Source organism: Massilia eurypsychrophila (genome assembly GCF_002760655.1).
In the GTDB taxonomy this organism is placed as follows: domain Bacteria; phylum Pseudomonadota; class Gammaproteobacteria; order Burkholderiales; family Burkholderiaceae_D; genus JAFCUW01.
In genome coordinates this window covers 32,325-55,370 of the sequence record NZ_PDOC01000012.1, presented here as the reverse complement: position 1 = coordinate 55,370, position 23,046 = coordinate 32,325, and the positions used below count along the sequence as shown (strand labels likewise).

Genomic DNA, 23,046 nt, shown 5'->3' with positions numbered 1-23,046 from the left:
GTCGGTTATCTCAGCAGAAAAGAAATGGGGGTGGTGATAACGCCCAGCACGAACTTGGTGGCGGCGCTCATCGGCAAGAACCAGTAGTTCAGGATGTTGAAATATAACAGGCCAAGCACGATGAAAAAGCCGTACGGCTCAATCTTGGCGAACTTATACGCCATCCGGTTCGGCAGCATGCTCGTCAGGATGCGCCCGCCGTCGAGCGGCGGAATCGGCACCAGGTTGAACACGAACATCAGCACGTTGACGACGATGCCGGCGTGCGCAACCTTGTGCGGGAAGGCTTCGCCGACCTGGGTCGCGGTCAGCACGATCGCCAGCACCAGCCAGCCGAACGCCATGACGAAATTGGCCGCCGGACCGGCCAGCGCCACCCATGCCATCTGCTTTTTCGGATTGCGCAGGCGGTTGAAGTCGATCGGCACGGGCTTGGCGTAGCCGAACACGAACGGGGTGAACGCATACATCAGTATCGGCAGCACGATGGTGCCGAAAGGATCGATGTGGCGCAGCGGATTCATGCTCATGCGGCCGGCCGCGTAGGCCGTGGAGTCGCCGAAATACTTGGCCGCGTAGGCGTGGGCGGCTTCGTGCAAGGTGATGGCAAAGATGACCGGCAGTGCATAGACGGAGATCGCCGAGATAATTTCGTTCATGGGTGCGATTCTATCAGAGCAAGGTCGTTGGCCGACCTTGCGGGCAAAGGTTGAGAGGTACGAGGAATGCTTACAGGCCGAACATGGCGGCGTCGCCGCGGCCCTGGCGAACCAGCACGGGCTCGTCGGCAGAGAAGTCGATGACGGTGGTCGGCTCCATCGAGCAGGCGCCGCCGTCGATGATCAGGTCGATCTGCTTGGCAAGCAGCTCGCGGATTTCTTCCGGGTCGTTGAGCAGGACGTCGTCAGGGGTGATCAAGGTTGTGCCGATCAGCGGCTGGCCCAGTTCGGCCAGCAGCGCCTGGGCGATGGCGTTCTCCGGCACCCGCAGGCCGATCGTCTTGCGCGACGGATGCGACAGCCGGCGCGGTACCTCGCGGGTCGCTTCGAGGATCACCGTGTACGGACCCGGCGTGGCCGCCTTGAGCATGCGAAACTGCTTGTTGTCGACGCGCGCATACTGGGCGATTTCGGACAGGTCGCGGCACAGCAAGGTCAGGTGATGCTTGTCGTCGATGCCGCGCACGCGGCGCAGCTTTTCCACCGCCGCCTTGTCATCCAGATGGCACACCAGCGCATAGCAGGAATCGGTCGGCAGCGCGACGATGCCGCCGCTGCCGACGATTTGCGCGGCCTGCTTGATCAGGCGCGCCTGCGGATTGTCCGGGTGGATCTGGAAAAACTGACTCATGTAACTCCTGTTATCGAAGCTGCAGGCTCTGCAGCGCGGCGATGCGTTGTTCCATCGGCGGATGGGTGGCGAACAGCGCGCCCCAGCCGGTGTTGCCGCCGGAAATGCCGAGGGAATTCATGCCCTGCGGCAGTTCGCCCGGAGGAATGCCGCCCAGCCGCGCCAGCGCATGCTGCATCGGCACCGGGCTGCCGAGCAACTTGGCCGAGCCGGCGTCGGCGCGAAATTCGCGATGGCGCGAGAACCAGGCGACGATGATCGACGCGAGCAGGCCGAACACGATCTCGCAGACGAACACGGTGACCATGTAGCCGATGCCGAGGCGTTCGCCATTATTGCGCAGCAGTACCTTGTCGACGAAGAAGCCGACCACGCGCGCCATGAACACGACGAAGGTATTGACGACGCCCTGGATCAGGGTCAGCGTGATCATGTCGCCGTTGGCGACGTGGGCGATTTCGTGGCCGAGCACGGCTTCGACTTCGTCGCGGCTCATGCTTTCCAGCAAACCGGTGGAGACGGCGACTAGCGCCGAGTTCTTGAAGGCGCCGGTGGCAAATGCGTTCGGCTCGCCATCGTAGACGGCCACTTCCGGCATGCCGATGCCGGCGCGATCGGCCAGCTGGCGCACCGTGTTGACCAGCCACAGCTCGGTTGAGCTCGATGGATTGTCGATGACGCGCGCGCCGGTACTCCACTTGGCCATCGGCTTGCTCACCAACAGCGAGATGATCGAGCCGGTAAAGCCGACCACCACCGAAAACACCAGCAGCGCGCCGACGTCGATGCCGGCGCCGGTGACCGCCCTGCCCACGCCCAGCACATTGAGCACGAGCGACAGCACCAGCACGACGGCCAGGTTGGTTGCAAGGAACAGGACGATGCGTTTCATTTTCTACAGGCTCCGAGAAATGCTCGCTCAGCAGGGCTTCCCGCCTGCGCGGGAACCCCTGCCACACGTGAATAGTGATGACACAAGGCTAAGATATGGCCGCAACTGCTGAATTTCAAGAGGCGCGTCAGAACCAGTCGTGCCAGACCGGCTTGAGGCCGGACGGCAACGGCGGCAGCAGCGCGAATTCGGCGCGCGACTCGCCCGGCGCGTGAAAATCGGTGCCGCGCGAGGCAAGAAAGCCGTAGCGCCGGGCAAGTTCGGCATACACCGGGTACTGGTCCGGCGTGTGGCTGCCGGTGACCACTTCGATGGCGGTGCCGCCGATCTGCTTGAACTCGTCGAACAGCGCCCCTTCAGCCACCGGGCTGAACTTGTAGCGGCCCGGGTGGGCGATGACGCCGATACCGCCGGCGGCGGTAATCCAGCCGAGCGCCTGTTCCAGCGAGGCCCAGCGATGCGGCACATAGCCCGGCTTGCCTTCAGTGAGGTACTTGCGGAACACGTCGGGGATGTTGGCGCAGACGCCGATCTCGACCAGATAGCGGGCGAAGTGGGTGCGCGACATCAGGTCGGGGTTGGCGACATACTTGAGCGCGCCTTCATAGGCGCCGGCGATGCCGGCGCGCGCCAGTTGCGCCGCCATCTCGCGCCCGCGCGCGTCGCGCCCGTTGCGGGTGTCTGCCAGGCCCTGCAGCAGCACCGGGCTGGTTTCATCGACGCGCAGGCCGACGATGTGGACGGTCTGGCCGGCCCAGGTGATCGAGATTTCCACGCCGGGGACAAATTGCATGCCCACTTGCGCCGCCGCCACGCGGGCGGCGGCAATGCCGCTGACCTCGTCATGGTCGGTCAGGCCCCAGACGTCGACGCCGGCCTTGCGCGCGTACTGCGCCACCGCGGCAGGCGCCAGGACGCCGTCGGAAACGTTCGAGTGACAGTGTAAATCTACGTTCAGCATGGGAACAATATGGCTTGCAATCAGCGGCTTAGTGGCGAAACGTCCATTGTACGCTGTAGGGTCGGACCTCGGCTTTTCTGCGTGCCGCGGGGGCTGACCCCGGTGTTGCCAACGCCGCTAGCGCGCCGCTGTCAGAAAATCCTCAATCAATTTCGCCAGCTGTTCGGGCTGGTCGTGATGCAGCATGTGGCCGGCGTCGGCGATCATCTTCGCCTGCACGTTGTTCAGGTGACCGAGCCGGCGGTCGACCTCGATGCGCGCCTGCTCCTTCGGCCCCATCCATTGCCACATATTGGTGTCCTCGGCCTCGACCCACAGCACCGGCGCGGTGATGGCGCTCCAGCACGCCATCACTTCTTCGATCCGGTAGAGCATCGGACTTGGCTTCTTGTGCGCCGGGTCGCCCAGAATCTCCCATTCGCCGGCGTCGTTCTGCGCCGACCAGTGCGGCGCGAGGAAGGCGGCGCGCTGGTCCGACAGGCGCGGATTGGTCTTTTGCAGGCGCCCGGCCACCGCGGCCACGCTCGGATACGTGCGCAGCACCGGCGGCTCGCGCAACTGGTCGAGCCATTTGGCGTACTGGCGCGGCGCCTGGTCCGGCCGGGTCGCCGGCATGCCGAAGCCTTCGAGGTTGATCAGGCGGCGCACACGCTCCGGCCGTACCCCGGCGTAGATGCCGGCAACGTTGCCGCCCATGCTGTGGCCGAGCAGGTTGACCGCCGCGCCAGGCGAGTAATGGTCGAGCATGACGTCGAGGTCGGCGATGTAGTCGGGAAACCAGTAGGTGTCGGCGTGGGCGCGCTCGGTCAGGCCGAAGCCGCGCCAGTCGGGCGCGATGACGTGCCAGTTGCCGGCGAGGCTGTCGGCAACGAACTGGAACGAAGCGCCGACATCCATCCAGCCGTGCACCATGAAGAGAATCGGCGCGTCATCCGCGCCCCAGTGGCGCACGTGGGTGCGCAAGCCGCGCACGGTGATGAATTCGGATCTGGATGGTTTCATGGGCTGCCTGGAATGAATAAAAGAACGACCGTTCGAATTATACGCCGCTGTTGATTTCTTGCCATACGGCCCCATTTGCTCTCGTCGGACCGCAATGCGCGCGACGGCGTAAAATAACCCCATTCCAACGAACCCTTCCCTACACACCATGGCTATCTATCAACTCGGCGACGACGCACCCCAGATCGATCCTTCGGCATGGGTCGCAGACACGGCCAACCTGATCGGCAAGGTCAAGATCGGCGCCAACGCCACGGTGTGGTACGGGGTGACGATCCGCGGCGACAATGAACTGATCAACATCGGCGCCGACAGCAATGTGCAGGAAGGCACCGTGATGCATACCGACATGGGCTTTCCGCTCGACATAGGCGTCGGCGTGACGATCGGCCACCAGGCCATGCTGCACGGCTGCACGATCGGCGACGGTTCGCTGATCGGCATCCAGGCCGTCGTCATGAACGGCGCGGTGATCGGCAAGGGTTGCCTGGTCGGCGCCGGCGCGCTCGTCACCGAAGGCAAACAATTTCCCGACCACACGCTAATCCTCGGCAGCCCGGCGAAGGCAGTGCGCACGCTGGCCGAGGCCGACGTTGCCCGCCTCGGCGAAAGTGCCGCCGGCTACGTCGCCCGCGGCAAGCGCTATCGGACAGAACTGAAGAAAATCGGATAACACATGCTCAAAGACATCAACACCAGCCAAGACACCCTGCAAAAATTTATCTTCGACAATGCCGCCGTCAAGGGCGAGTTCGTTGAACTTTCCGACACCTGGCGCGAAGTCCAGGCCCGCCACGATTACCCGCCGGCGGTCAAGACCGTGCTCGGCGAGATGCTCGCGGCGGCCGCGCTGCTGTCGGCCAACCTGAAATTCAACGGCGCCATCATCATGCAGATCCATGGTGACGGCCCGGTGCGCCTGCTCGTCGTCGAATGCGACTCGGACCTGCGCCTGCGCGCCACCGCCAAGCTCGGCGAAGGCGTCACCGTGGCCGACGACGCCAGCCTGACCGACATGCTCAACGTCAGCGGCAAGGGCCGCTTCGTCATCACGCTCGACCCGCTCGAAAAGATGCCGGGGCAGCAGCCGTACCAGGGCATCGTCCCGCTCGACGGCGACGACATGGCCACCGTCATCGAAAACTACATGCTGCGTTCCGAGCAGCTCGACACGCGCCTGTGGCTGGCTGCCGACGGCACCGTCTCGCGCGGGCTGCTGCTGCAAAAGCTGCCGCGCCACAGCGGCAAGGACGACCAGGTCGAGCAGGCCAGCGAAGCCGACGAGCTCGAGACGTGGAACCGCGCCGTCATGCTGGCGTCGACCTTGAAGCAGCAAGAGCTGCTGTCGACCGACATCCAGACCTTGATGAATCGGCTGTTCTGGGAAGAGACGATCCGCGTGTTCGAGCCGGCCCATCCGCATTTTCATTGCAGCTGCACGCGCGAAAAAGTCGGCAACATGCTCAAGATGCTGGGTCGCGAAGAAGTCGAAGACGCGCTCTCCGAGCTCGGCCACCTCGGCATCAATTGCGACTTTTGCGGCAAGCACTACGAGTTCGACAAGGTCGACTGCGCGCAACTGTTCGTCAGCGACACGCCGGTCGAAACCATGATCGCCGCCAGCGACATCAAGCACTAAGGACACAATGCGCGATTCGCCCCGCTCGTCATTTCCCCACTTCCTGGCCATTCCGACCAGGTGGATGGACAACGACAGTTACGGCCACGTCAACAACGTGCAGTACTACAGTTACTTCGACACCGCCGTGAACCAGTTCCTGGTCGCGCGCGGGGTGCTCGATATTCACAAGGGCGAGGTGGTGGGCTTCGTGGTCGATTCGGGCTGCGCGTATTTCAACTCGATTTCGTTTCCAGACACGGTGCATGCGGGCATCCGCGTGGCCAAGCTGGGCAACTCGAGCGTGCGCTACGAAATCGCGCTATACCGTAATGACGATCAAATGCCATGCGCAGCGGGACACTTTGTACACGTCTACGTCGAGCGCAGTAGCAACCGTTCTGTGCCGATTCCAGACAGTGTCAGAACCGTCCTGTCGACAATATGTTCCGCAACGGCGAAGTCATAGCGACCATATGGCAAGGAAAACAGTTTGTTGCTTTTACGCTTCCGGCGCGGACTCGGCTGTAGTGAGCTTCACGTACTGAACATTAAGCGTCTTCACATCCTGGTATCGAAGCACGAAAGAATCGCCATCGATGTCGTAAAACCGCTCCTCATTAGCGCCACCTTCCGGGGAAGCCGCAGTTTTATCAACACTCAACGGACGCCGTGCCACACTCTGCAAAATCAAGCGATCAAGATTCCCATCTGAATCGAAAAAGATGTCATCCAATACGCTGGTGCGGACGAGAGCAACTTCAAGAGCACTGCGGGCTCAAACCGCTGAGAGAACATGAAAAAGGACAGGAGCAGCCACAGAAGGTGCGCGAAAATCGCCCATAGTATTGCGTCAGCAGCGACGCGACCGAACGGAGAGAAGTCGAGCGAAGTCCGCTCTGCCAGTTTAAAGCGAGCCCGAAAAAATAAACCCTGGAAGCAATAATAAAAATGCGACAAATGCGGGGAGCGCAATATTCATTCAGGATGAATCTACGCCGTTCTTGCTTTGGGCACCAGCACCGCCGTGACGGAACCTCCGCTTTCACGCTCGATCTTGGTAACGTCGCTAACCGCCCGCCGGTGCGACGCAGCAGCACCAAGGCGCTTGGCGACCATGAAGCGCCGAAGCTGCTCTCTCGCTTTGGGGTCAGCGAGCAATTCCGAAGCGAGCTGGCTTTTGAGTGCTTTCATACGCCTACTATGCCATGTGTAGGAAAAATGCGCAGTAAAGCTTGATTGACACTGATTGAACCGGAAGAGCATCGTCAGTCATGCCGCCTCCAGCCACGTCCACGAACGCCGACGACCTGATTGCGGTCAGCTTCCGCAACCGGCGCACCTGCCCGCGCACGCGAGACGCCGGATTGATTCGGACGCGCTCTGTCGGCCCGGCTGTCGATTCGTCGCACGCCAGTTTGCTGCCCGGCTTGCCCCATATAAAATAGCGGCAATGAAACTTTTGCCCATTCTCGTCGCCGCCTGGCATTCCCTATGGGTGCTGCAGAAGCAGCACAACGTACCGGCCTGGGCGCGCGTGCTGGTCTGCACCGGCATGGCAGCCGGTGCTGGCGCCGTCATGATGCTGCTGGCCGGCTTGCTGACCGGCCTGGCCAGCGATGGCAACTGGTGGCTTGCGATGGCGCCGGTTAACCTTACTATTTGCGTAGTCATCTCCAATACCGTGCTGGCGCTGTTTCGACTGCTCGAACTGACGCTGCCGGCGCGCGCGCTCGCATCGATTGCCGACGGCGGCGACCGGCGCACTACCTTGCTGCTGAACGCGATTGGCCTGGCCGGTCTCGTACTCGGTTTCGTGATCTCCATGCTGCTGCTGGCCACAACGGCCCAGCGCAGCCTGGAGCAGGTATATCGAAACATCGCCCAACAGGGCATCCAGGTCAGGATGCTGTTGTTCGTGATCGTGGTTGGCGCGGCGAACTGGTTCTGGTGGCGCCTGCGCGCCAATCGGCGCGCCCAGCGGCAACAGGCGACCGAATCCCAGCTGCGCCTGCTGCAGGCGCAAATCGAACCGCATTTCCTCTTCAACACGCTCGCCAATGTGCAAAGCCTGATCGGACACGACACGCCCGGCGCGCGCCAGATGCTGGTCGACTTCACCGCCTACCTGCGCGTCGGCCTGGACCAGTTGCGCCATGCCGACAGCACGCTGGCGCAGGAACTCGACATGGGGCGCAGCTACCTGCAGCTATTTCAAATCCGCATGGGTGAGCGCCTGCGGTTCAGCATCGATGCCGACGCACAGGCACGCGCCGCGATCCTGCCGCCGCTGTTGCTGCAACCATTGATCGAAAACGCCATCACCCATGGCCTCGAGCCGAAAGTCGAGGGCGGCGCGGTGCACATCCATGCCAGCGTGCGCGCCGGGCGGCTCGAAATCGCGGTGACCGATGACGGCCTCGGCCTTGACGGGCCAAGGCGCCAACGGCGCGCCGGCAACGGCATGGCGCTCGACAACATTCGCGCGCGGTTGCGCACGCGCTATGCCGGCAATGCGGCATTGAGCGTGACGGCGCGCGCCGTCGGCACCCGCGTTTCGCTCCACCTTCCGTACACGGCAAAACCATGACGACCGCCCTGATTGCCGACGACGAACCGCACCTTGCCCAGCACCTCAAGGAGCAGCTCACGCAACTGTGGCCGGACCTGCACATCGTCCACGTTGCCAGGAACGGCATCGAGGCGGCGGCCAAAATCGCCGAACTGCAGCCGGACCTGGCCTTTCTCGACATCCAGATGCCGGGCTTGAACGGACTCGAGGTGGCGCAGGACATCGAAGGGCCCACCCGGGTCGTCTTCGTCACCGCTTATGACGAGTACGCGGTGCAGGCCTTCGATCACGCCGCGCTCGACTACTTGCTCAAGCCGCTGAAAAACGAGCGACTGGCGCGCACGCTCGAGCGCGTCAGGCTGGCGCTGGCCACCGCGCAGGCACCGGACGCCACGCTCGCGCAGGCGCTGCAGCGACTGCTGACAGCCCCTGCCCACGCGCGCCAGCGCCTGCGCTATGTGCGCGCCGCGCAAGGCGCGCTGACGCACCAGGTTGCAGTCGGCGACATCATGTTCTTTCACGCCGACGACAAATACACGGTCGTGCAAACGGCCGCAGGCGAGCACCTGATCCGTACCCCGATTGCCGAACTGGCCAGCCAGCTCGATCCGGAGCAGTTCTGGCAGGTGCACCGTGCCACGCTGATCAATCTCGATTTTCTGGCCGGCACCCGTCGTGACGAGGCGAGCCGCCTGTTCGTGCGCCTGACCGGCCACGATGCCGAACTGCCCGTGAGCCGCGCCTTCGTGCACTTGTTCAAGGCGATGTAAGCGATGGGCATGATCGCGGGCGTGCGCCAGGCCTGGCCGGTATTCTGGATCCTGCGCAAGCAGCGACGCGAGCCGGCATGGGCGCGTGTCCTGATCGCCACCGCGCTCAGCTTGGCGCTCAGCTTCGCACTGGTCATGCTGGCCGGACTGTTACGGCTCAGCTGGTTCGACCCGGGCTGGTGGCGCACAGTCGCGATTCCGCTCATATGCGTGGGCGTCGCGATCGGCAATACGCTGCTGGGCTTGTTTCGGGCATTCGAACTCGGGACTGAAGAAGCCGCGCTCGAACACGTGCACGCGCAGGCGAGCTGGCGCTCCGGCCTCATCCTGAACGCCCTCGCCGCCGCCGGCATTTTGCTCGGCTGCTCAATCGGCATGGGCCTGGTCGGCATCGTTTACGATCCTGCGGTCTGGAACCGGCTTGCCGATCCACGCCAGCGGATCAACTTTGCGCTATTCGTGCTGGTGTTGGTGGCGGCGAATGTCGTGGCCTGGTCGCTGCGCGCGCGCCAACTGGCAATACAGCGTCGCGCGACCGAGGCGCAACTGCATCTGTTGCAGGCGCAAATCGAGCCGCAATTTCTGTTCAACACGCTGGCCGACGTGCAAAGTCTGCTCGAGCACGACACCGAACGGGCGCGCCAGATGCTCGAGGAATTTACCGACTATCTGAGAGCCAGTCTCGGCCAGTTGCGGCGGGCCGACAGCACCCTCGCCGCGGAACTGGACATGGCGCAGTGTTACCTGCAGTTGCTGCGGCTGCGCATGGGGGCGCGCTTGCGTTTTTCGATCGAGGCGAGCGTGCAGGCGCGCGCTGCGGTGGTGCCGCCGCTGCTGTTGCAGCCGCTCGTTGAAAATGCGATAAGGCATGGCCTTGAGTCCAGGGCAGAAGGTGGCAGCGTGCATATCTTCGCCGATGTCAGGTCCGGCCGGCTTGAAATTGCCGTACTCGATGACGGCGTGGGGCTGCCCGCCACGGGCGAGCGGGCCGGCCTGGCGCTGGACAATATCCGAGCGCGCCTGCAAGCGCGCCATGGGAGCAATGCCGCGCTGACGCTGGCCGCGCATGCGCCTGGCGTGCGCGCGACGATTGACTTGCCGTTTATCAGCGCTACTGTCGATTCGTCGCATAGCGACTAAGTTTTGGCAGGCCCTCCGGCACCCTCTTGGTTGTTCAAACAACATTCATAGAGGAGCAATGCCATGCAAACGAAGCGTCTTACTTTCCTTGTTCTGCTGGGCCTCGCAGGCCACACCTTGGCGGCCAACGAGAAGCCGTTCGAGCCTGACATGGTCGCCATCAAGGCCGGGCAATTCACGATGGGATCGAGCAACTGGAAAAGCACCTCGCCCGAACACACGGTTTCCGTCAAGGCGTTCAAGATGGGGAAGTACGAAGTGACGGTGAAGGAATTCGCGCAATTCGTCAATGCCGTGAACTACAAGGCGCCGCGTCAGTGCATACAAATGGCGGGCAATCCGTGGTTCGCGAGCATGGCCGGCAGCTGGAACGCCAACACGCTCTCGCGCAGCCGCTTCGAGCCGGTGACCTGTATCGGTCCCAGGGATGCCGATGCCTACATCACGTGGCTGGCGAAGGAAACCGGGAAGAAGTACCGCCTGCCGACCGAAGCCGAATGGGAATATGCGCACCGGGCCGGCAGCACGCGAAAGTATCCGTTCGGGAACAACGAGGAGCTCGCCTGCCGCTATGGAAATATCGCGGACCGCTCGGCCGAGGCCGCGTTCAAGCGCGACTACGACGGTCTCGATTCGAAGTCACATGTGGGTGTTGCGCCGTGCGATGACAAATCGGACTACGCGAGCATTGTGGGCATGTACGAGCCGAATGCGTTCGGCTTGTACGACACCCTGGGGAATATTTCCGAGTTCGTGCAGGACTGCATGAAGCCTGATTACACGGCAGCGCCTGCCGATGGTTCAGCGGTGATCGAGGCGAAGTGCGCATCCCGCGCCACTCGCGGCGGCAACTGGCACTGGGAGGGGTGGGCCGCCTACCGCCGTGCCGGCACGCCGATCGATTTTGCCGGAGTGCTGGAAGGATTCCGGGTGGCGCTTGATGTGGACGGCGCGGCCGATGGCGCGCTAAAAAGCGCACCGAGCGCGTTTGCCATCGAGCTGGCGGCCGAACAGCAGAAGGAGCGGGAAAAGCGCAGCAAGCGTGCGGCGATTCCAGCGAGCTGAAGCTAAACTGAATCGGAATTTCAATGGTCGACGCGCTGATTGGATGACATCTCACTACTATCGAAGCATGCGGCAACGTTGGCATCACCTGATGAAAGCGCGATCGTCGACCAGCGATCGCATGACGCTGCGAATCTCGGCCCTGACCTTCTGGTAGTCGATCTTCGCCCAGTCCTCGAGAAGGGGCAGATATTTGCAATCGCGTGTGTCGCGAATTTTTTCGAGAACGCGAAAGATGATTCCGCGGTGGCGATCTTTCAGGTAAAGCATGTCGTACGGCCGCTGCGCCTGGGCCAGCAGGCTGTCGAAACCGGCAACAATTTCATCGGCATATTGTTCGCATTCGATCGCCCATCCATCGGCCGTGTAGACCAATACTGGCAGCCGCCCCGCGTACTCAACGCGCAGATAATGGTGGAAGATGGTCCAGTCGATCCTGATCAGGACCTCTTCGTCGCTCAGGTGTTTATAGGCGCCAAAAGCGGGGTTGGTCTCAAGGCCGTGGGCAAGTACATCCCTTGCTTGCGAGCCTCGCAGAACTCTCGTCAGAAGGCTGCGGCCACCGACTGCAATCAAGGAATCGGCGGCGCGCAGGATCAGGCGAATATCGTCAAACGGCAACGACTTGAGTGCCGGATCGCGATGTAGATGGACAGGTTGCAGTGTTCGACGCATGTCAGTCTCGACAAAATTCGACGAAGGCGATATTACACCGATTGTTCAAAGTGGGGCCGAGCGCGGGGTGTCCGTGACTGCCGTTTGCATCGCAGCAAAAAGCCGACGACCTGATTGCGCGGCGGCACGCGTGCTTGCCGCAATGAGGAAAGCGCCGCTGCTCGCTCGCCAACTAGGCGTCGGATTGAACGGCCGGCAGCCAACCGATACGTGCCGCACGACGCAGACTGGCTTTCACAACCAGGCGATGGAAGGGAGCAATGACTAGCAAGTAGGCTCGTCCCAGTAGATTGTGACAGTGGACGACGGTCGAAATAGTCAGCTGCCGACCATCTGCGGGCCCACTCGAGCAGAGCACCGAGACCCTGAAATCGAGGTGTTTGTCGTCTTCCCCCAATACGGTCTCGGTTTGGCTTGTGCTATATACCTTGAAGATGCCGACACGATCAGCATTGGGATCGCTGGCCAGTGCTTCCAGATGCTTTCCCGTCTTCAGACCAAAGCGGGCAACGATGGCGTCTCGTACTCCCATGAGTTTGCGGACCCATGATGGCTGATGCGAGAAGATGAATCGGGCCAACAGGTCTGGGTCGCTGGATGCGCCGGGAGGAAGCCTGATCGCAAATGCATCCGCGAGATTCACCCCCTTGTAGAGATGCGTTACAGCAGACTGCGCGGGCAGCACGACGGCTGTTGCGAGCGTGAATTCATTTGGCATATCGGCTTCTTCCCGGTCTGACGTAAATTGGCGTTTAGATCTTATCTCCGATAGCCTGCTTCGCGCTGGCTGCGCACAGCGAGTACAAAGACTGTGTCTATATCATCCACGTACCGGTATAAAGCGACGCATCCTTGTGCCTTGCGTCCGATGACGAGTTCGCGATTGCCCTTGGCAACTGGCCGCCCGATCAACGGATTGTGGACCAATGCATCTAAGGCGTGCAATATTGCGCCGACCCCAGCGGATGCTTCGCCAGGCGCGTGATGCGACAGATAAGCGAAAATACGATCAATGTCGTCGACGACTTCAGGCGCGAACTCAACGCGCGCCATCTCAGTCTGACTTTTTCGTCACGACCGGCCTGGGAACCTGCTTACCAGCGGCTCGATCGATCAGATACTGTCGTACGTCGGTCCAAGGAATGGTTTCCCCCGTTGAAACGATTTTTGCGAAACGTGCCGCGGCTTCGTCGTCCAGGCTTGCGCGCATTTCTTCGGACTCCGCCTTTTCCGCAATAGCCTCGAGAATAAAACTGTGCGTCGTTTTGCCCGCGCGCTCGGCTGCGCAGGCGACCCGTGCCTTCAACTCTTCCGTTAAGCGAATTGTGGTTGTCGACATATGTCCTCCGTTGAACGGCTCAAATGTAGCACACTCGTGCTACTTGAGCCAATCAATCTGGTCAACCTGGACGGCCTTTAGGGCAGCGTGTAGTCGAATTCATAGAAGTGCTTGCCTTCCACTATTTTCAGCGACATCGTGCCGGCGATACCGGCCAATTCGTCAGTCCCCGAATCGGTAACCACGGCAATCGTCAGCTGCTTCGATCCGCCGCTCATCGTTCCGGTGTGGTGGATCGCGAAGCTGCCCTTCTTCCCTTTCAATGTACCACTGATGCGTTCGATGGCGACGTAGGCGGCCGAGCCTTGCGTATCGGTTACCGCAGTCAGCATCTGCCCGCTTCCGGTGGCGACGAGGTCGCCGGCGTACTGCTTGTCGAGCTGCGTGCGGCCAAAAGCCGTCCGCCCTTCATGTTCGGGCGCCCCTGTCGGCGTCATCGTCACCTCGAATGGTCCGTTGGCGTGCTGTGTCATGCGAGAAGCTCCTTGAATGTTGGTCGCGGTCGTGGCCGCGATTGCTGGGTTGGCGAATTGAAGGCAAGCAAATATAGTCGCTACGCTGCCAGCGAAATGGAATAATGTCATCTTTTTTCTTTGCAAGTGAAGGATCGGGTCGGACCCATGCACTCTACTGTCGGGAATCGAGAAAATATTGGATAAAGCCGACACCGCGCAGGCGCCGAAAGGCGTAGTCGACCCCGCCGGCGCCGCGCGACGGATTCGCCTGGCGACCTATCCGCCGTCGCTGCCGCTGCAGGCGTTCGTCGACTATTTTTGGCTGGTGGAATGGGACATGACCGGGCGCGCGCCGGAAGTGCAGCGCGTGCTGCCGTATCCGAACGCTCACCTGGTTTTCGACCAGGGCCAGACGGCGATTCACGGCGTGGTGCGCGGCGCGTTCGACAGGAAGGTCGAGGGTGCCGGGCGCGTGCTCGGCGTGCGCTTCAAGCCCGGCGGCTTGCGTCCCTTCATCGGCTTTCCCTTATCCCGGCTGGCCGACCGAACCATGCCGGTTGACGACATCCTGAAAACGCCCGGAGGGCAGGCGGAGCTACACGTGCTCGGGCAGAAGGATGACGCGTCGATGGTGGCAGCGGCGCAGGCCATGCTAATGCACGCGCTGCCGGCGCCCGATCCGCGCGCAGCGATTGCCGAACACGCCGTGGCGGCGGCTGCGGCGAAGCGCGGCCCGATCAACGTTGCAGCCTTGTGCGACCAGGTCGGCATCGAAGAGCGCGCGCTGCAACGGCTGTTCAGCAATTACGTCGGGGTGTCGCCGAAGTGGGTGATCCAGCGGTTTCGTCTGCAGGAAGCGACATGGCGCCTGGCCGCGCAAGGGAGCGTAGACCTCGCTGATCTGGCTTACGAACTGGGCTTTTTCGACCAGGCGCATTTCACCCGCCAGTTCACGGCGCTGGTCGGACAATCGCCGATGGAATATTGGAAGTCGCAACAGGGCCCGCGATGAGATGCGCGCGTGACCAAAATAGCTGTGTGCGCTACCCGGCAGGCTAGTGCGTGATCGGGTTTGCTCCCTCAGGCACCACCTTCGGTGGCGGCGCCGGCGTCTTCGATTCGGCAGGCTTGCCGTTGACGCCCAGCACCTGCACGTAGATTTCGTTCGACTTGATCATGCCGAGCTCGTAGCGAGCCCGCTCTTCGACCGCGCCGGTGCCGTCCTTGAGGTCGCGCACTTCGGATTCGAGCTTGGCGTTGCGCGCCTTCAGCTCGTCGGTCTTGCGGTGACTTGCCGCCACCTGCGTTTCGAGGTCGGACACGCGCAGCCAGCCGCCCTTCTTCCCCAGCCATAAGGGATACTGGATCAGCAGCAGCAGGACGACGAGGACGAGCGTAATGAGGCGCATATGTGGAAACCGGCCAGCAAGGCTGGCCGGTTGGTCTGGGAATTACTTCAGATTATAGAACGCGTCGCGGCCCGGGTAGCTGGCAATATCGCCCAGATCTTCCTCGATCCGCAGCAACTGGTTGTATTTCGCCATGCGGTCCGAACGCGACAGCGAGCCGGTCTTGATCTGCAGCGCATTCATGCCGACGGCGATGTCGGCAATGGTCGAATCTTCCGTCTCGCCCGAACGGTGCGAAATGACGGCGGTGTAGCCGGCGCGCTTGGCCATCTCGATCGCCGCGAAGGTCTCGGTCAGGGTGCCGATCTGGTTGATCTTGATGAGGATCGAGTTGGCGATGCCCTTCTGAATGCCTTCTTTCAGGATCTTGGTGTTGGTGACGAACAGGTCGTCGCCGACCAGCTGCACCTTCTTGCCCAGCGCTTCGGTCAAAATCGCCCAGCCTTCCCAGTCGCCTTCGGCCATCGCGTCCTCGATCGAGATGATCGGGTACTTGTCGACCCAGGTCGACAGCATGTTGGTGAAGTCGGTGGCCGAGAGCTGCATGCCCTCGCCTTGCAGCACGTACTTGCCGTCCTTGTAGAATTCGCTGGCCGCGCAGTCCAGGCCGAGGGCGATCTGGGTGCCAGGCTCGTAGCCGGCCTGCTCGATGGCCAGCATGATCAGCTTGATCGCTTCCTCATGGTTGGCGACCGACGGCGCGAAGCCGCCTTCGTCGCCGACCGAGGTTGCCAGGCCGCGCGCATGCAGGATCTTCTTGAGCGTGTGGAATACTTCGGCGCCGTAACGGACCGCTTCCTTGAACGACGGGGCGCCGACCGGGATGATCATGAATTCCTGGATGTCCAGGTTGTTGTCGGCGTGCGCGCCGCCGTTGATGACGTTCATCATCGGCACCGGCATCTGCATGGCGCCCGAGCCGCCAAAGTAGCGGTACAGCGGCAGGCCGGCTTCTTCAGCGGCAGCCTTGGCAACGGCCATCGACACGGCCAGCATGGCGTTGGCGCCGAGGCGGCTCTTGTTTTCGGTGCCGTCCAGGTCGATCAGGGTGCGGTCGAGGAAAGCCTGTTCGTTGGCGTCGAGGCCCATGATGGCTTCGGAGATTTCGGTGTTGATATTCTCGCAGGCCTGCAGCACGCCCTTGCCGAAATAGCGCTTCGGGTCGCCGTCACGCAGCTCGATCGCTTCGCGCGAACCGGTCGAGGCGCCGGACGGCACCGCCGCGCGGCCCATCACGCCGGACTCGAGCAGCACGTCGCATTCGACGGTTGGATTGCCGCGCGAATCGATAATTTCACGGCCGATAATATCAACGATAGCACTCATGTTTTTAGTCTCCGAAGGTGGGTAATTTTTTCGCGCAGCGAGTCCGACCCCATGGGGTCGGACCCAGGTTTCGTGATCAGGCAAAGCTGGTTTCGATGAAGCCGGCTTTCTTGACGATGCGGTCGATGTCGACCAAGGTCGACAGCAGCTCTTTCATGCGCGCCAGCGGCATCGCGTTCGGGCCGTCGGACATCGCTTCGGCCGGATTCGGGTGCGTCTCCATGAACAGGCCGGCGATGCCGGCTGCCACCGCGGCGCGCGCCAGCACCGGGATGTGCTCGCGCTGGCCGCCGGACGAGGTGCCCTGGCCGCCAGGCAGCTGCACCGAGTGGGTGCCGTCGAACACGACCGGGCAGTTCGATTCGCGCATGATGGCCAGCGAACGCATGTCCGAGACCAGATTGTTGTAGCCGAACGAGACGCCGCGCTCGCACGCCATGAAGTTGTCTGGGTTCAGGCCAGCCTGGGTGGCCGCCGCGCGCGCCTTGTCGATGACGTTTTTCATGTCGTGCGGCGCGAGGAACTGGCCCTTCTTGATGTTGACCGGCAGCCCGGTCTGGGCGCAGGCGACGATGAAGTCGGTCTGGCGGCACAGGAACGCCGGGGTCTGGATGATGTCGACGACCGCGCACACGGCCGGCAGCTCTTCGATCGTGTGCACGTCGGTCAGCACCGGCACGCCGATTTCGCGCTTGACGTCGGCGAGGATCTCGAGGCCCTTCTCCATGCCCGGACCACGGAAGGTCGAGCCCGACGAGCGGTTGGCCTTGTCGAACGACGACTTGTAGATGAAAGGGATGCCGAGCGCCGAAGTGATTTCCTTCAGCGCGCCGGCGGTGTCCATCGCCATCTGGCGCGATTCGATCACGCAGGTGCCGGCGATCAGGAAAATCGGCTGGTCGAGGCCGACGTCAAATCCGCAAAGCTTCATGCTGCGTCTCCTTGCAAAACTGGTTCGACGGCGCGCAGGGCTGGCGCGGACGCCGCGGCCTTGTGCGCGATCGCCGCCTTGATGAACGAAATGAACAGCGGGTGGCCGGTGCGCGGGGTCGACTTGAACTCCGGGTGGTACTGCACGCCCATGTACCACTGGTGCACGCTGCGCGGCAGTTCCATGATTTCGCACAGGTCTTCGGTCGGGGTACGCGCCGACACGATCAGGCCGGCCGCTTCGACGCGCGCCAGATAATGGTTGTTCGCTTCGTAGCGGTGGCGATGGCGCTCGGTGACGACGCTGCCGTAGATCTCGGCGGCCAAGGTGCCGGGGTTGACCGCGCAGGTCTGCGCGCCAAGGCGCATGGTGCCGCCCAGGTCGGAGCGCTCGTCGCGCTTTTCGACCTTGCCGTCGTGGTTCTGCCACTCGTTGATGAGGGCCACGACCGGCTGGTCGGTGTCCGGATCGAACTCGGTCGAATTGGCGTTCGCCATGCCGGCCATGTGGCGCGCGTACTCGATCAGCGCGACCTGCATGCCCAGGCAGATGCCCAGGTACGGGATGTTGTTTTCGCGCGCAAAACGGGCGGCCATGATCTTGCCCTCGACGCCGCGCTTGCCGAAGCCGCCAGGCACCAGGATCGCATCGTACTTGGCCAGGTGGGCGCAGCCTTTCGTTTCGATGTCTTCCGAATCGAGGTACTCGATGTTGACGCGGCTTTCGGTGTGGATGCCGGCGTGGCGCAGCGCTTCGGTCAGCGACTTGTACGACTCGGTCAGGTCGACGTATTTGCCGACCATGCCGATGGTGACGTCAGTCTTCGGATTTTCCAGCGCGTGAATCAGCTTGGTCCACATCGACAGGTCGGCCGGCGGCGCTTCCATGCCGAGCGCTTCGAGGATGATCTCGTCGAGGCCCTGGTCGTGCAGCACCTGCGGCACCTTGTAGATGGTGTCGACGTCCCACACCGAGATGACGGCCGCTTCTTCGACGTTCGAAAACAGCGAGATCTTGGCGCGCTCGTCGGCCGGAATCGGGCGGTCGGCGCGGCACAGCAGCGCATTCGGCGAGATGCCGATCTCGCGCAGCTTTTGCACGCTGTGCTGGGTCGGCTTGGTTTTCAGCTCGCCTGCCGAGGCGATGTACGGCACCAGGGTCAGGTGCACGAACGCGGCCGACTTGCGGCCGGCGCGCAGCGACAGCTGGCGCGCCGCCTCGAGGAACGGCAGCGATTCGATGTCGCCGACGGTGCCGCCGATTTCGACCAGCGCGATGTCGGCGCCTTCAGCGCCGCGGTAGATGTAATCCTGGATCTCGTTGGTGATGTGCGGAATTACCTGCACCGTCTTGCCGAGGTACTCGCCGCGGCGTTCCTTGCGGATCACCGATTCGTAGATCTGGCCGGTGGTGAAGTTGTTCACCTTTTTCATGCGCGTGCTGATGAAGCGCTCGTAGTGGCCGAGGTCGAGATCGGTCTCGGCGCCGTCGTCGGTGACGAACACCTCGCCGTGCTGCAACGGACTCATCGTGCCCGGATCGACGTTGATGTACGGATCGAGCTTGAGCATGGTGACTTTAAGGCCGCGCGATTCGAGGATCGCGGCGAGAGAGGCGGCGGCAATCCCTTTTCCAAGGGAAGACACAACGCCACCGGTGACGAAGACAAATTTGGTCATTGCAGATGGTGCCGAACGGCACGTGCGGGAAATTGAAATTATACCTTAAACCGGCCGATACTTCCGCTAAACAAGCCGGGAGCCGGCGCATGCGAGCGTGCGGGAGCGAACAGACCCATCCTTGCTGTTCGAGCATGCTGGTTCTTTTATTAAGGAGGCCACCATGTCTTATCTGAACCGCGACACCCTCGGCATGTATTCGAACAAAAACAACAAAGGCCCAGGCCCTGAATTGATGGGCGCCGACACGCTGATCGGCGACCACGTGCACAACCTGAAAAACGAGCACCTTGGCGAAATCAAGGAATTCATGCTCGACATGCGCAGCGGCAAAGTCGCTTACGTCGTGATGTCGAGCGGCGGCGTGCTGGGCATTGGTGAAAAGCTGTTCGCCGTGCCGTTCCAGGCGCTGACCCTGGATACGGCAAATCACCGCATGACGATGAACATGGACAAGGAAAAGATCGACGCCGCGCCAGGCTTTGACACCGACAACTGGCCTGACATGGCCGACCAGAGCTGGTCGAGCCAGATCCACGGCTACTACGGCACCAGCGCAGTCTAATCAAGTTCTGGAGCGTTACTGCTAGCAAAAATCGCGGCTCTGGGTGCCCAGCCGCCCAAGCAGCGCCGACATGTCCACCAGCCGCTTGGCCACCAAGTGGCGCACCTCCCCTTCCCGTTGCCACACGCCGTACACGCCCAGCAGCGGCGCGCGCAGCACTTCGCGGCGCTGTTCTTCCACCAGGCTCGGCCAGACAATCACGTTGACATTGCCGGTCTCGTCTTCGAGTGTCAGGAACAGCACGCCCTTGGCCGTGCCCGGGCGCTGGCGCACGGTGACGATGCCGCAGGCGCGCGCCAGCTGGCCGTTCTTGTAGTCGTGCAAGGTGGCCGCCGTCATGAAGCGCTGCTTGAGCAATTGCGCCCGCAATAGCGCCAGCGGATGGCGCCCCAAGGTCAGGCCCTGCGAGCGGTAGTCGCCGACGATCTCGTCGCCCTCGCTCGGCGCGCGCAGTTGCGGCGTCGCCTCGTCAGGCGTGGTCGGGCGCAGCAGGTCCTTGTCCGGCACGGCGCCGACCGCCTGCCACAGCGCCTGGCGGCGGTTGCCGGCCAGCGACTCCAGCGCGTTCGACGCCGCCAGCACCTGCAGGTCGCCGCGGTCGAGGCCGGCCCTGCGCGCCAGGTCGGCCACGCTGTCGAACGGCCGGATCGCGCGCGCGTCCTCGATGCGCGCGGCCACGTCGCGGCGCATGCCGCGCTGCAACGACAAGCCCAGCCGCACCGCCGGCTGGCTGGCGCGCGATTCGTCGGCCTCTTCGAGCGTCGACTCCCAGCCGCTGATGGCGATGTCGACCGGGCGCACCTCGATGCCGTGGCGGCGCGCGTCCTGCACCAGCTGCGACGGGCTGTAAAAGCCCATCGGCTGGCTGTTGAGCAGCGCGCACAGGAAGGCGCCCGGCTCGTGCCGCTTCATCCACGAGCTGGCGTAGGCCAACAGCGCGAAGCTGGCGGCGTGCGACTCCGGAAAACCGTATTCGCCGAAACCCTGGATCTGGCTGAAGATCGCTTCGGCAAACTCGAGCTCGTAGCCGCGCTCGAGCATGCCGCCGACGATGCGCTGGTAATACGTTTCCAGGCCGCCCTTGCGCTTCCACGCCGCCATCGCGCGGCGCAGCTGGTCCGCTTCGCCGGGCGTGAAGCCGGCCGCCAGGATCGCTACCTGCATCACTTGCTCCTGGAAGATCGGCACGCCCAGGGTACGCTCGAGCGCGGCGCGGATTTCCGGCTTCGGGTAATGCACCGGCTCGAAGCCCTGGCGCCGCTTCAGGTACGGGTGCACCATACCGCCCTGGATCGGTCCGGGCCGCACCAGCGCCACCTCGATGACCAGGTCGTAGAACTTGCGCGGCAACAGGCGCGGCAGCATGCTCATCTGCGCGCGCGACTCGATCTGGAACACGCCGACCGTGTCGGCCGCGCAGATCATGTCGTAGGTCGGCGTGTCGTCGTGCGGAATGTCCTGCATCTCGAACACGGTGCCGTGGCGCGTGCCGATCAGCTCGAGGCCGCGGCGCAGCATCGACAGCATGCCCAGCGCCAGCACGTCGACCTTCATCAGGCCGAGTTCCTCGAGGTCGTTCTTGTCCCACTCGATGACGCTGCGCTCGGCCATCGTGGCGTTTTCGATCGGCACCAGACGCGACAGCTTGCCCTGGGCGATGACGAAGCCGCCCGGGTGCTGCGACAGGTGGCGCGGAAAGCCCAGCAGCAGCTGCGCCAGCGTCGCCCACTGCTGCGCCAGGCTCGACTGCGGATCGAGCCCGCTTTCGGCCAGCCGGTTCACCAGGTCCTGCTTGCTGTCGAACCAGTGATGGGTCTTGGCCACTTTTTCGACGATGGCCAGGTCGATGCCGAGCGCGCGGCCGCTGTCGCGCAGCGCGCTCTTGGGCCGGTAGCTGATCACCACCGCCGCCAGCGCGGCGCGGGTGCGACCGTATTTATGGTAGATGTACTGGATCACTTCTTCGCGGCGCTGGTGCTCGAAGTCGACGTCGATGTCGGGCGGCTCGTTGCGCTCCTTCGAGATGAAGCGTTCGAACAGCAGGTTGGCGCGGGCCGGGTCGACCTCGGTGATGCCGAGGCAATAGCACACCGCCGAGTTGGCCGCCGAGCCGCGGCCCTGGCACAGGATGTTGTTGGAACGGGCGAAGCGGACGATGTCGTAGACGGTGAGGAAATACTGTTCGTAGCGCATCTCGCCGATCAGCGCCAGCTCGTGCTCGATCTGCCCCTGCACCTTGGCCGGGATGCCGTCGCGAAAGCGCCGGTGCGCGCCGATATAGGTTTCGCTGCGCAGGTAGCTGGCCGGCGTATGGCCGTCGGGCACCACCTCGTTCGGGTATTCGTAACGCAACTCGTCGAGCGAAAAGGTGCACAGGCGCGCGATGCGCACGGTTTCGGCCAGCACGTCCGGCGCGTAGATATTAGCCAGGCGCAGGCGCGCGCGCAGATGCTGCTCGGCATTTTGCGCCAGTTGATAGCCGCACTCGGCCACCGGCTTGCCGATGCGGATTGCCGACAGCGTGTCCTGCAAGGGCTTGCGCGATCGCACGTGCATGCAGACGTGGCCGATCGCGGTGATCGGCAGCGCGTGCTGCCATGCCACTTCCTCGATGGTGGCGCGGTGGGCGTCGTCGTAGGCGCGGTGCAGCAGGTTCAGGCCGATCCAGCTGCGGCCGGCAAACGTTGCCGCCATCCACGCGGCCTGGCGGTGCAGGCGGTCGACGTCGGCGGCGTCGTGGCCGGGGTAGGCCGGCAGCAATATCGCCAGGCAATCGGGCATGCCCTGCAGGTGCGCGTGGCTGGGCGGCGGCGCGGCAAAGTCGGCCAGCGTGAGCAGGTAGGTGCCCTTCTCGCTGCGGGTGCGGCCGATGGTGATCAGCTCGGCAAGGTTGCCATAGCCGTTGCGGTTCTGTGCCAGCAGCACCAGCGACAGCGCCGCGCTGCCGTCGGCGTTCTTCAGATGGAAATGGGCGCCGATCAGCAGCTGCAGGTCGGCCTTTTTCGCCTCGGCGTGGGCGCGCACGACGCCGGCGAGCGAACACTCGTCGGTCAGCGCCAGCGCCGCATAGCCGAGCTGAACGGCGCGCGCGACCAACTCCTCGGCGTGCGAAGCGCCCTGCAGGAAGGTAAAGTTCGACAGGCAAAACAGCTCGGCATAGTCGGGCAGGCTGGTCGATGGAGCAAAGGAAGGGGACGGCATGGACTTGAGGTGCGGCATCAAAATACTGTATATAAACCCAGTATAACCCACAGCCCGCGCCAAACAAGCAACCTCAAAAAATTGGGGTCAGACCCG

General features: G+C 63.0%; 26 protein-coding genes. 9 read left to right on the top strand and 17 right to left on the bottom strand.

What is annotated here, in order from left to right; translation table 11 throughout:
- Window positions 1-5: 5 nt before the first annotated feature.
- The 5 genes from CR105_RS17895 to CR105_RS17875 all read right to left on the bottom strand — a co-directional run bounded on the left by CR105_RS17895 (window position 6) and on the right by CR105_RS17875 (window position 4,205).
- On the bottom strand, window positions 6-659 hold the full coding sequence (locus tag CR105_RS17895) for a site-2 protease family protein (RefSeq protein WP_099790655.1): 654 nt from the start codon (window positions 657-659) through the stop codon (window positions 6-8).
- 70 nt (window positions 660-729) lie between these two features.
- Window positions 730-1,350, bottom strand: coding sequence for an L-threonylcarbamoyladenylate synthase (locus CR105_RS17890; protein WP_099790653.1), 621 nt, complete (start codon window positions 1,348-1,350; stop codon window positions 730-732).
- Between the two features lie 10 nt (window positions 1,351-1,360).
- Window positions 1,361-2,242, bottom strand: a complete 882-nt coding sequence (gene htpX, locus CR105_RS17885; protein WP_099790651.1) for a protease HtpX — start codon at window positions 2,240-2,242, stop codon at window positions 1,361-1,363.
- A gap of 127 nt (window positions 2,243-2,369) precedes the next feature.
- Entirely contained in the window at window positions 2,370-3,203 is an 834-nt protein-coding gene (locus tag CR105_RS17880; protein WP_099790649.1) for a 3',5'-nucleoside bisphosphate phosphatase, read from the bottom strand.
- A gap of 117 nt (window positions 3,204-3,320) precedes the next feature.
- On the bottom strand, window positions 3,321-4,205 hold the full coding sequence (locus CR105_RS17875; RefSeq protein WP_099790647.1) for an alpha/beta fold hydrolase: 885 nt from the start codon (window positions 4,203-4,205) through the stop codon (window positions 3,321-3,323).
- A 148-nt stretch (window positions 4,206-4,353) separates the two neighbouring features.
- Between CR105_RS17875 and CR105_RS17870 the strand changes: the two genes are divergently transcribed.
- From CR105_RS17870 to CR105_RS17860, 3 genes are read left to right on the top strand one after another with little or no spacing between them, the layout of a single operon-like run.
- Window positions 4,354-4,878 carry a gamma carbonic anhydrase family protein gene (locus CR105_RS17870; RefSeq protein WP_099790645.1) on the top strand — a complete coding sequence of 175 codons (525 nt, stop codon included), beginning with the start codon at window positions 4,354-4,356 and terminating at the stop codon, window positions 4,876-4,878.
- A 3-nt stretch (window positions 4,879-4,881) separates the two neighbouring features.
- A complete protein-coding gene (gene hslO, locus CR105_RS17865; RefSeq protein ID WP_099790643.1) occupies window positions 4,882-5,844 on the top strand; it encodes an Hsp33 family molecular chaperone HslO in 963 nt (320 codons plus the stop codon).
- Between the two features lie 7 nt (window positions 5,845-5,851).
- Entirely contained in the window at window positions 5,852-6,292 is a 441-nt protein-coding gene (locus tag CR105_RS17860; RefSeq protein ID WP_218968720.1) for an acyl-CoA thioesterase, read from the top strand.
- A gap of 33 nt (window positions 6,293-6,325) precedes the next feature.
- On the opposite strand, the gene CR105_RS17855 is transcribed toward CR105_RS17860, so the two are convergent.
- Window positions 6,326-6,559: a hypothetical protein gene (locus CR105_RS17855; RefSeq protein WP_131021756.1), complete on the bottom strand. Its 234-nt coding sequence runs from the start codon at window positions 6,557-6,559 to the stop codon at window positions 6,326-6,328.
- Between the two features lie 257 nt (window positions 6,560-6,816).
- A complete protein-coding gene (locus CR105_RS17845) occupies window positions 6,817-7,017 on the bottom strand; it encodes a hypothetical protein (protein ID WP_099790635.1) in 201 nt (66 codons plus the stop codon).
- A gap of 259 nt (window positions 7,018-7,276) precedes the next feature.
- Here CR105_RS17845 and CR105_RS17840 point away from each other — a divergent pair, with 259 nt between their 5' ends.
- The 4 genes from CR105_RS17840 (at window position 7,277) to CR105_RS17825 (ending at window position 11,370) form a co-directional block, all read left to right on the top strand.
- Window positions 7,277-8,413, top strand: a complete 1,137-nt coding sequence (locus CR105_RS17840) for a sensor histidine kinase (protein ID WP_099790633.1) — start codon at window positions 7,277-7,279, stop codon at window positions 8,411-8,413.
- Window positions 8,410-9,165 (top strand): LytR/AlgR family response regulator transcription factor, encoded by a 756-nt coding sequence (locus CR105_RS17835; RefSeq protein ID WP_099790631.1) that lies wholly within the window; start codon window positions 8,410-8,412, stop codon window positions 9,163-9,165. The genes CR105_RS17840 and CR105_RS17835 overlap by 4 nt, the downstream gene beginning before the upstream one ends.
- Window positions 9,166-9,168: 3 nt before the next feature.
- Window positions 9,169-10,305, top strand: coding sequence for a sensor histidine kinase (locus CR105_RS17830; RefSeq protein ID WP_099790629.1), 1,137 nt, complete (start codon window positions 9,169-9,171; stop codon window positions 10,303-10,305).
- Window positions 10,306-10,368: 63 nt separating this feature from the next.
- Window positions 10,369-11,370 (top strand): formylglycine-generating enzyme family protein, encoded by a 1,002-nt coding sequence (locus CR105_RS17825; RefSeq protein ID WP_099790627.1) that lies wholly within the window; start codon window positions 10,369-10,371, stop codon window positions 11,368-11,370.
- An 84-nt stretch (window positions 11,371-11,454) separates the two neighbouring features.
- Here the strand turns inward: CR105_RS17825 and CR105_RS17820 are convergent, their stop codons facing one another.
- The 5 genes from CR105_RS17820 to CR105_RS17800 form a co-directional block, all read right to left on the bottom strand.
- The gene (locus tag CR105_RS17820; RefSeq protein WP_099790625.1) at window positions 11,455-12,045 is read right to left on the bottom strand and encodes an RQC-minor-1 family DNA-binding protein; all 591 of its coding nucleotides are present in this window, start codon (window positions 12,043-12,045) and stop codon (window positions 11,455-11,457) included.
- 172 nt (window positions 12,046-12,217) lie between these two features.
- Window positions 12,218-12,763: a DUF2867 domain-containing protein gene (locus CR105_RS17815; protein WP_099790623.1), complete on the bottom strand. Its 546-nt coding sequence runs from the start codon at window positions 12,761-12,763 to the stop codon at window positions 12,218-12,220.
- A gap of 41 nt (window positions 12,764-12,804) precedes the next feature.
- On the bottom strand, window positions 12,805-13,098 hold the full coding sequence (locus tag CR105_RS17810; protein WP_099790621.1) for a type II toxin-antitoxin system RelE/ParE family toxin: 294 nt from the start codon (window positions 13,096-13,098) through the stop codon (window positions 12,805-12,807).
- Window position 13,099: 1 nt separating this feature from the next.
- Window positions 13,100-13,384 carry a type II toxin -antitoxin system TacA 1-like antitoxin gene (locus CR105_RS17805; RefSeq protein ID WP_099790619.1) on the bottom strand — a complete coding sequence of 95 codons (285 nt, stop codon included), beginning with the start codon at window positions 13,382-13,384 and terminating at the stop codon, window positions 13,100-13,102.
- A gap of 77 nt (window positions 13,385-13,461) precedes the next feature.
- The gene (locus CR105_RS17800; protein WP_099790617.1) at window positions 13,462-13,857 is read right to left on the bottom strand and encodes a DUF3224 domain-containing protein; all 396 of its coding nucleotides are present in this window, start codon (window positions 13,855-13,857) and stop codon (window positions 13,462-13,464) included.
- Between the two features lie 178 nt (window positions 13,858-14,035).
- Between CR105_RS17800 and CR105_RS17795 the strand changes: the two genes are divergently transcribed.
- Window positions 14,036-14,851, top strand: a complete 816-nt coding sequence (locus tag CR105_RS17795) for an AraC family transcriptional regulator (RefSeq protein WP_099790615.1) — start codon at window positions 14,036-14,038, stop codon at window positions 14,849-14,851.
- Between the two features lie 43 nt (window positions 14,852-14,894).
- Here the strand turns inward: CR105_RS17795 and ftsB are convergent, their stop codons facing one another.
- The 4 genes from ftsB to pyrG form a co-directional block, all read right to left on the bottom strand.
- Window positions 14,895-15,248: a cell division protein FtsB gene (gene ftsB / locus CR105_RS17790; protein ID WP_099790613.1), complete on the bottom strand. Its 354-nt coding sequence runs from the start codon at window positions 15,246-15,248 to the stop codon at window positions 14,895-14,897.
- A gap of 42 nt (window positions 15,249-15,290) precedes the next feature.
- Complete coding sequence (eno, locus tag CR105_RS17785; RefSeq protein WP_099790611.1) at window positions 15,291-16,574, bottom strand: phosphopyruvate hydratase; 1,284 nt, start codon at window positions 16,572-16,574, stop codon at window positions 15,291-15,293.
- A gap of 76 nt (window positions 16,575-16,650) precedes the next feature.
- The gene (gene kdsA, locus CR105_RS17780; RefSeq protein ID WP_099790609.1) at window positions 16,651-17,505 is read right to left on the bottom strand and encodes a 3-deoxy-8-phosphooctulonate synthase; all 855 of its coding nucleotides are present in this window, start codon (window positions 17,503-17,505) and stop codon (window positions 16,651-16,653) included.
- On the bottom strand, window positions 17,502-19,184 hold the full coding sequence (pyrG, locus tag CR105_RS17775) for a CTP synthase (RefSeq protein ID WP_099790607.1): 1,683 nt from the start codon (window positions 19,182-19,184) through the stop codon (window positions 17,502-17,504). Before pyrG ends, kdsA begins: the two co-directional genes overlap by 4 nt.
- Window positions 19,185-19,347: 163 nt before the next feature.
- Here pyrG and CR105_RS17770 point away from each other — a divergent pair, with 163 nt between their 5' ends.
- Window positions 19,348-19,749 carry a PRC-barrel domain-containing protein gene (locus CR105_RS17770; RefSeq protein WP_099790605.1) on the top strand — a complete coding sequence of 134 codons (402 nt, stop codon included), beginning with the start codon at window positions 19,348-19,350 and terminating at the stop codon, window positions 19,747-19,749.
- Window positions 19,750-19,770: 21 nt separating this feature from the next.
- Here the strand turns inward: CR105_RS17770 and CR105_RS17765 are convergent, their stop codons facing one another.
- Window positions 19,771-22,950, bottom strand: a complete 3,180-nt coding sequence (locus CR105_RS17765; protein ID WP_099790795.1) for an error-prone DNA polymerase — start codon at window positions 22,948-22,950, stop codon at window positions 19,771-19,773.
- Between the last annotated feature and the right edge of the window lie 96 nt (window positions 22,951-23,046).

Bases quoted from the DNA above. Each gene is read 5' to 3' on its own strand.
- CR105_RS17765 (WP_099790795.1), bottom strand. From the start codon at position 22,950: ATGCCGTCCCCTTCCTTTGCTCCATCGACCAGCCTGCCCGACTATGCC.
- CR105_RS17820 (WP_099790625.1), bottom strand. From the start codon at position 12,045: ATGCGTCGAACACTGCAACCTGTCCATCTACATCGCGATCCGGCACTC.
- hslO (WP_099790643.1), top strand. From the start codon at position 4,882: ATGCTCAAAGACATCAACACCAGCCAAGACACCCTGCAAAAATTTATC.
- CR105_RS17805 (WP_099790619.1), bottom strand. From the start codon at position 13,384: ATGTCGACAACCACAATTCGCTTAACGGAAGAGTTGAAGGCACGGGTC.
- CR105_RS17835 (WP_099790631.1), top strand. From the start codon at position 8,410: ATGACGACCGCCCTGATTGCCGACGACGAACCGCACCTTGCCCAGCAC.
- CR105_RS17825 (WP_099790627.1), top strand. From the start codon at position 10,369: ATGCAAACGAAGCGTCTTACTTTCCTTGTTCTGCTGGGCCTCGCAGGC.
- CR105_RS17815 (WP_099790623.1), bottom strand. From the start codon at position 12,763: ATGCCAAATGAATTCACGCTCGCAACAGCCGTCGTGCTGCCCGCGCAG.
- CR105_RS17875 (WP_099790647.1), bottom strand. From the start codon at position 4,205: ATGAAACCATCCAGATCCGAATTCATCACCGTGCGCGGCTTGCGCACC.
- CR105_RS17890 (WP_099790653.1), bottom strand. From the start codon at position 1,350: ATGAGTCAGTTTTTCCAGATCCACCCGGACAATCCGCAGGCGCGCCTG.
- CR105_RS17860 (WP_218968720.1), top strand. From the start codon at position 5,852: ATGCGCGATTCGCCCCGCTCGTCATTTCCCCACTTCCTGGCCATTCCG.
- CR105_RS17830 (WP_099790629.1), top strand. From the start codon at position 9,169: ATGGGCATGATCGCGGGCGTGCGCCAGGCCTGGCCGGTATTCTGGATC.
- CR105_RS17895 (WP_099790655.1), bottom strand. From the start codon at position 659: ATGAACGAAATTATCTCGGCGATCTCCGTCTATGCACTGCCGGTCATC.
- CR105_RS17870 (WP_099790645.1), top strand. From the start codon at position 4,354: ATGGCTATCTATCAACTCGGCGACGACGCACCCCAGATCGATCCTTCG.
- kdsA (WP_099790609.1), bottom strand. From the start codon at position 17,505: ATGAAGCTTTGCGGATTTGACGTCGGCCTCGACCAGCCGATTTTCCTG.
- CR105_RS17880 (WP_099790649.1), bottom strand. From the start codon at position 3,203: ATGCTGAACGTAGATTTACACTGTCACTCGAACGTTTCCGACGGCGTC.
- CR105_RS17770 (WP_099790605.1), top strand. From the start codon at position 19,348: ATGTCTTATCTGAACCGCGACACCCTCGGCATGTATTCGAACAAAAAC.
- CR105_RS17845 (WP_099790635.1), bottom strand. From the start codon at position 7,017: ATGAAAGCACTCAAAAGCCAGCTCGCTTCGGAATTGCTCGCTGACCCC.
- CR105_RS17840 (WP_099790633.1), top strand. From the start codon at position 7,277: ATGAAACTTTTGCCCATTCTCGTCGCCGCCTGGCATTCCCTATGGGTG.
- CR105_RS17800 (WP_099790617.1), bottom strand. From the start codon at position 13,857: ATGACACAGCACGCCAACGGACCATTCGAGGTGACGATGACGCCGACA.
- eno (WP_099790611.1), bottom strand. From the start codon at position 16,574: ATGAGTGCTATCGTTGATATTATCGGCCGTGAAATTATCGATTCGCGC.
- ftsB (WP_099790613.1), bottom strand. From the start codon at position 15,248: ATGCGCCTCATTACGCTCGTCCTCGTCGTCCTGCTGCTGCTGATCCAG.
- pyrG (WP_099790607.1), bottom strand. From the start codon at position 19,184: ATGACCAAATTTGTCTTCGTCACCGGTGGCGTTGTGTCTTCCCTTGGA.
- CR105_RS17810 (WP_099790621.1), bottom strand. From the start codon at position 13,098: ATGGCGCGCGTTGAGTTCGCGCCTGAAGTCGTCGACGACATTGATCGT.
- htpX (WP_099790651.1), bottom strand. From the start codon at position 2,242: ATGAAACGCATCGTCCTGTTCCTTGCAACCAACCTGGCCGTCGTGCTG.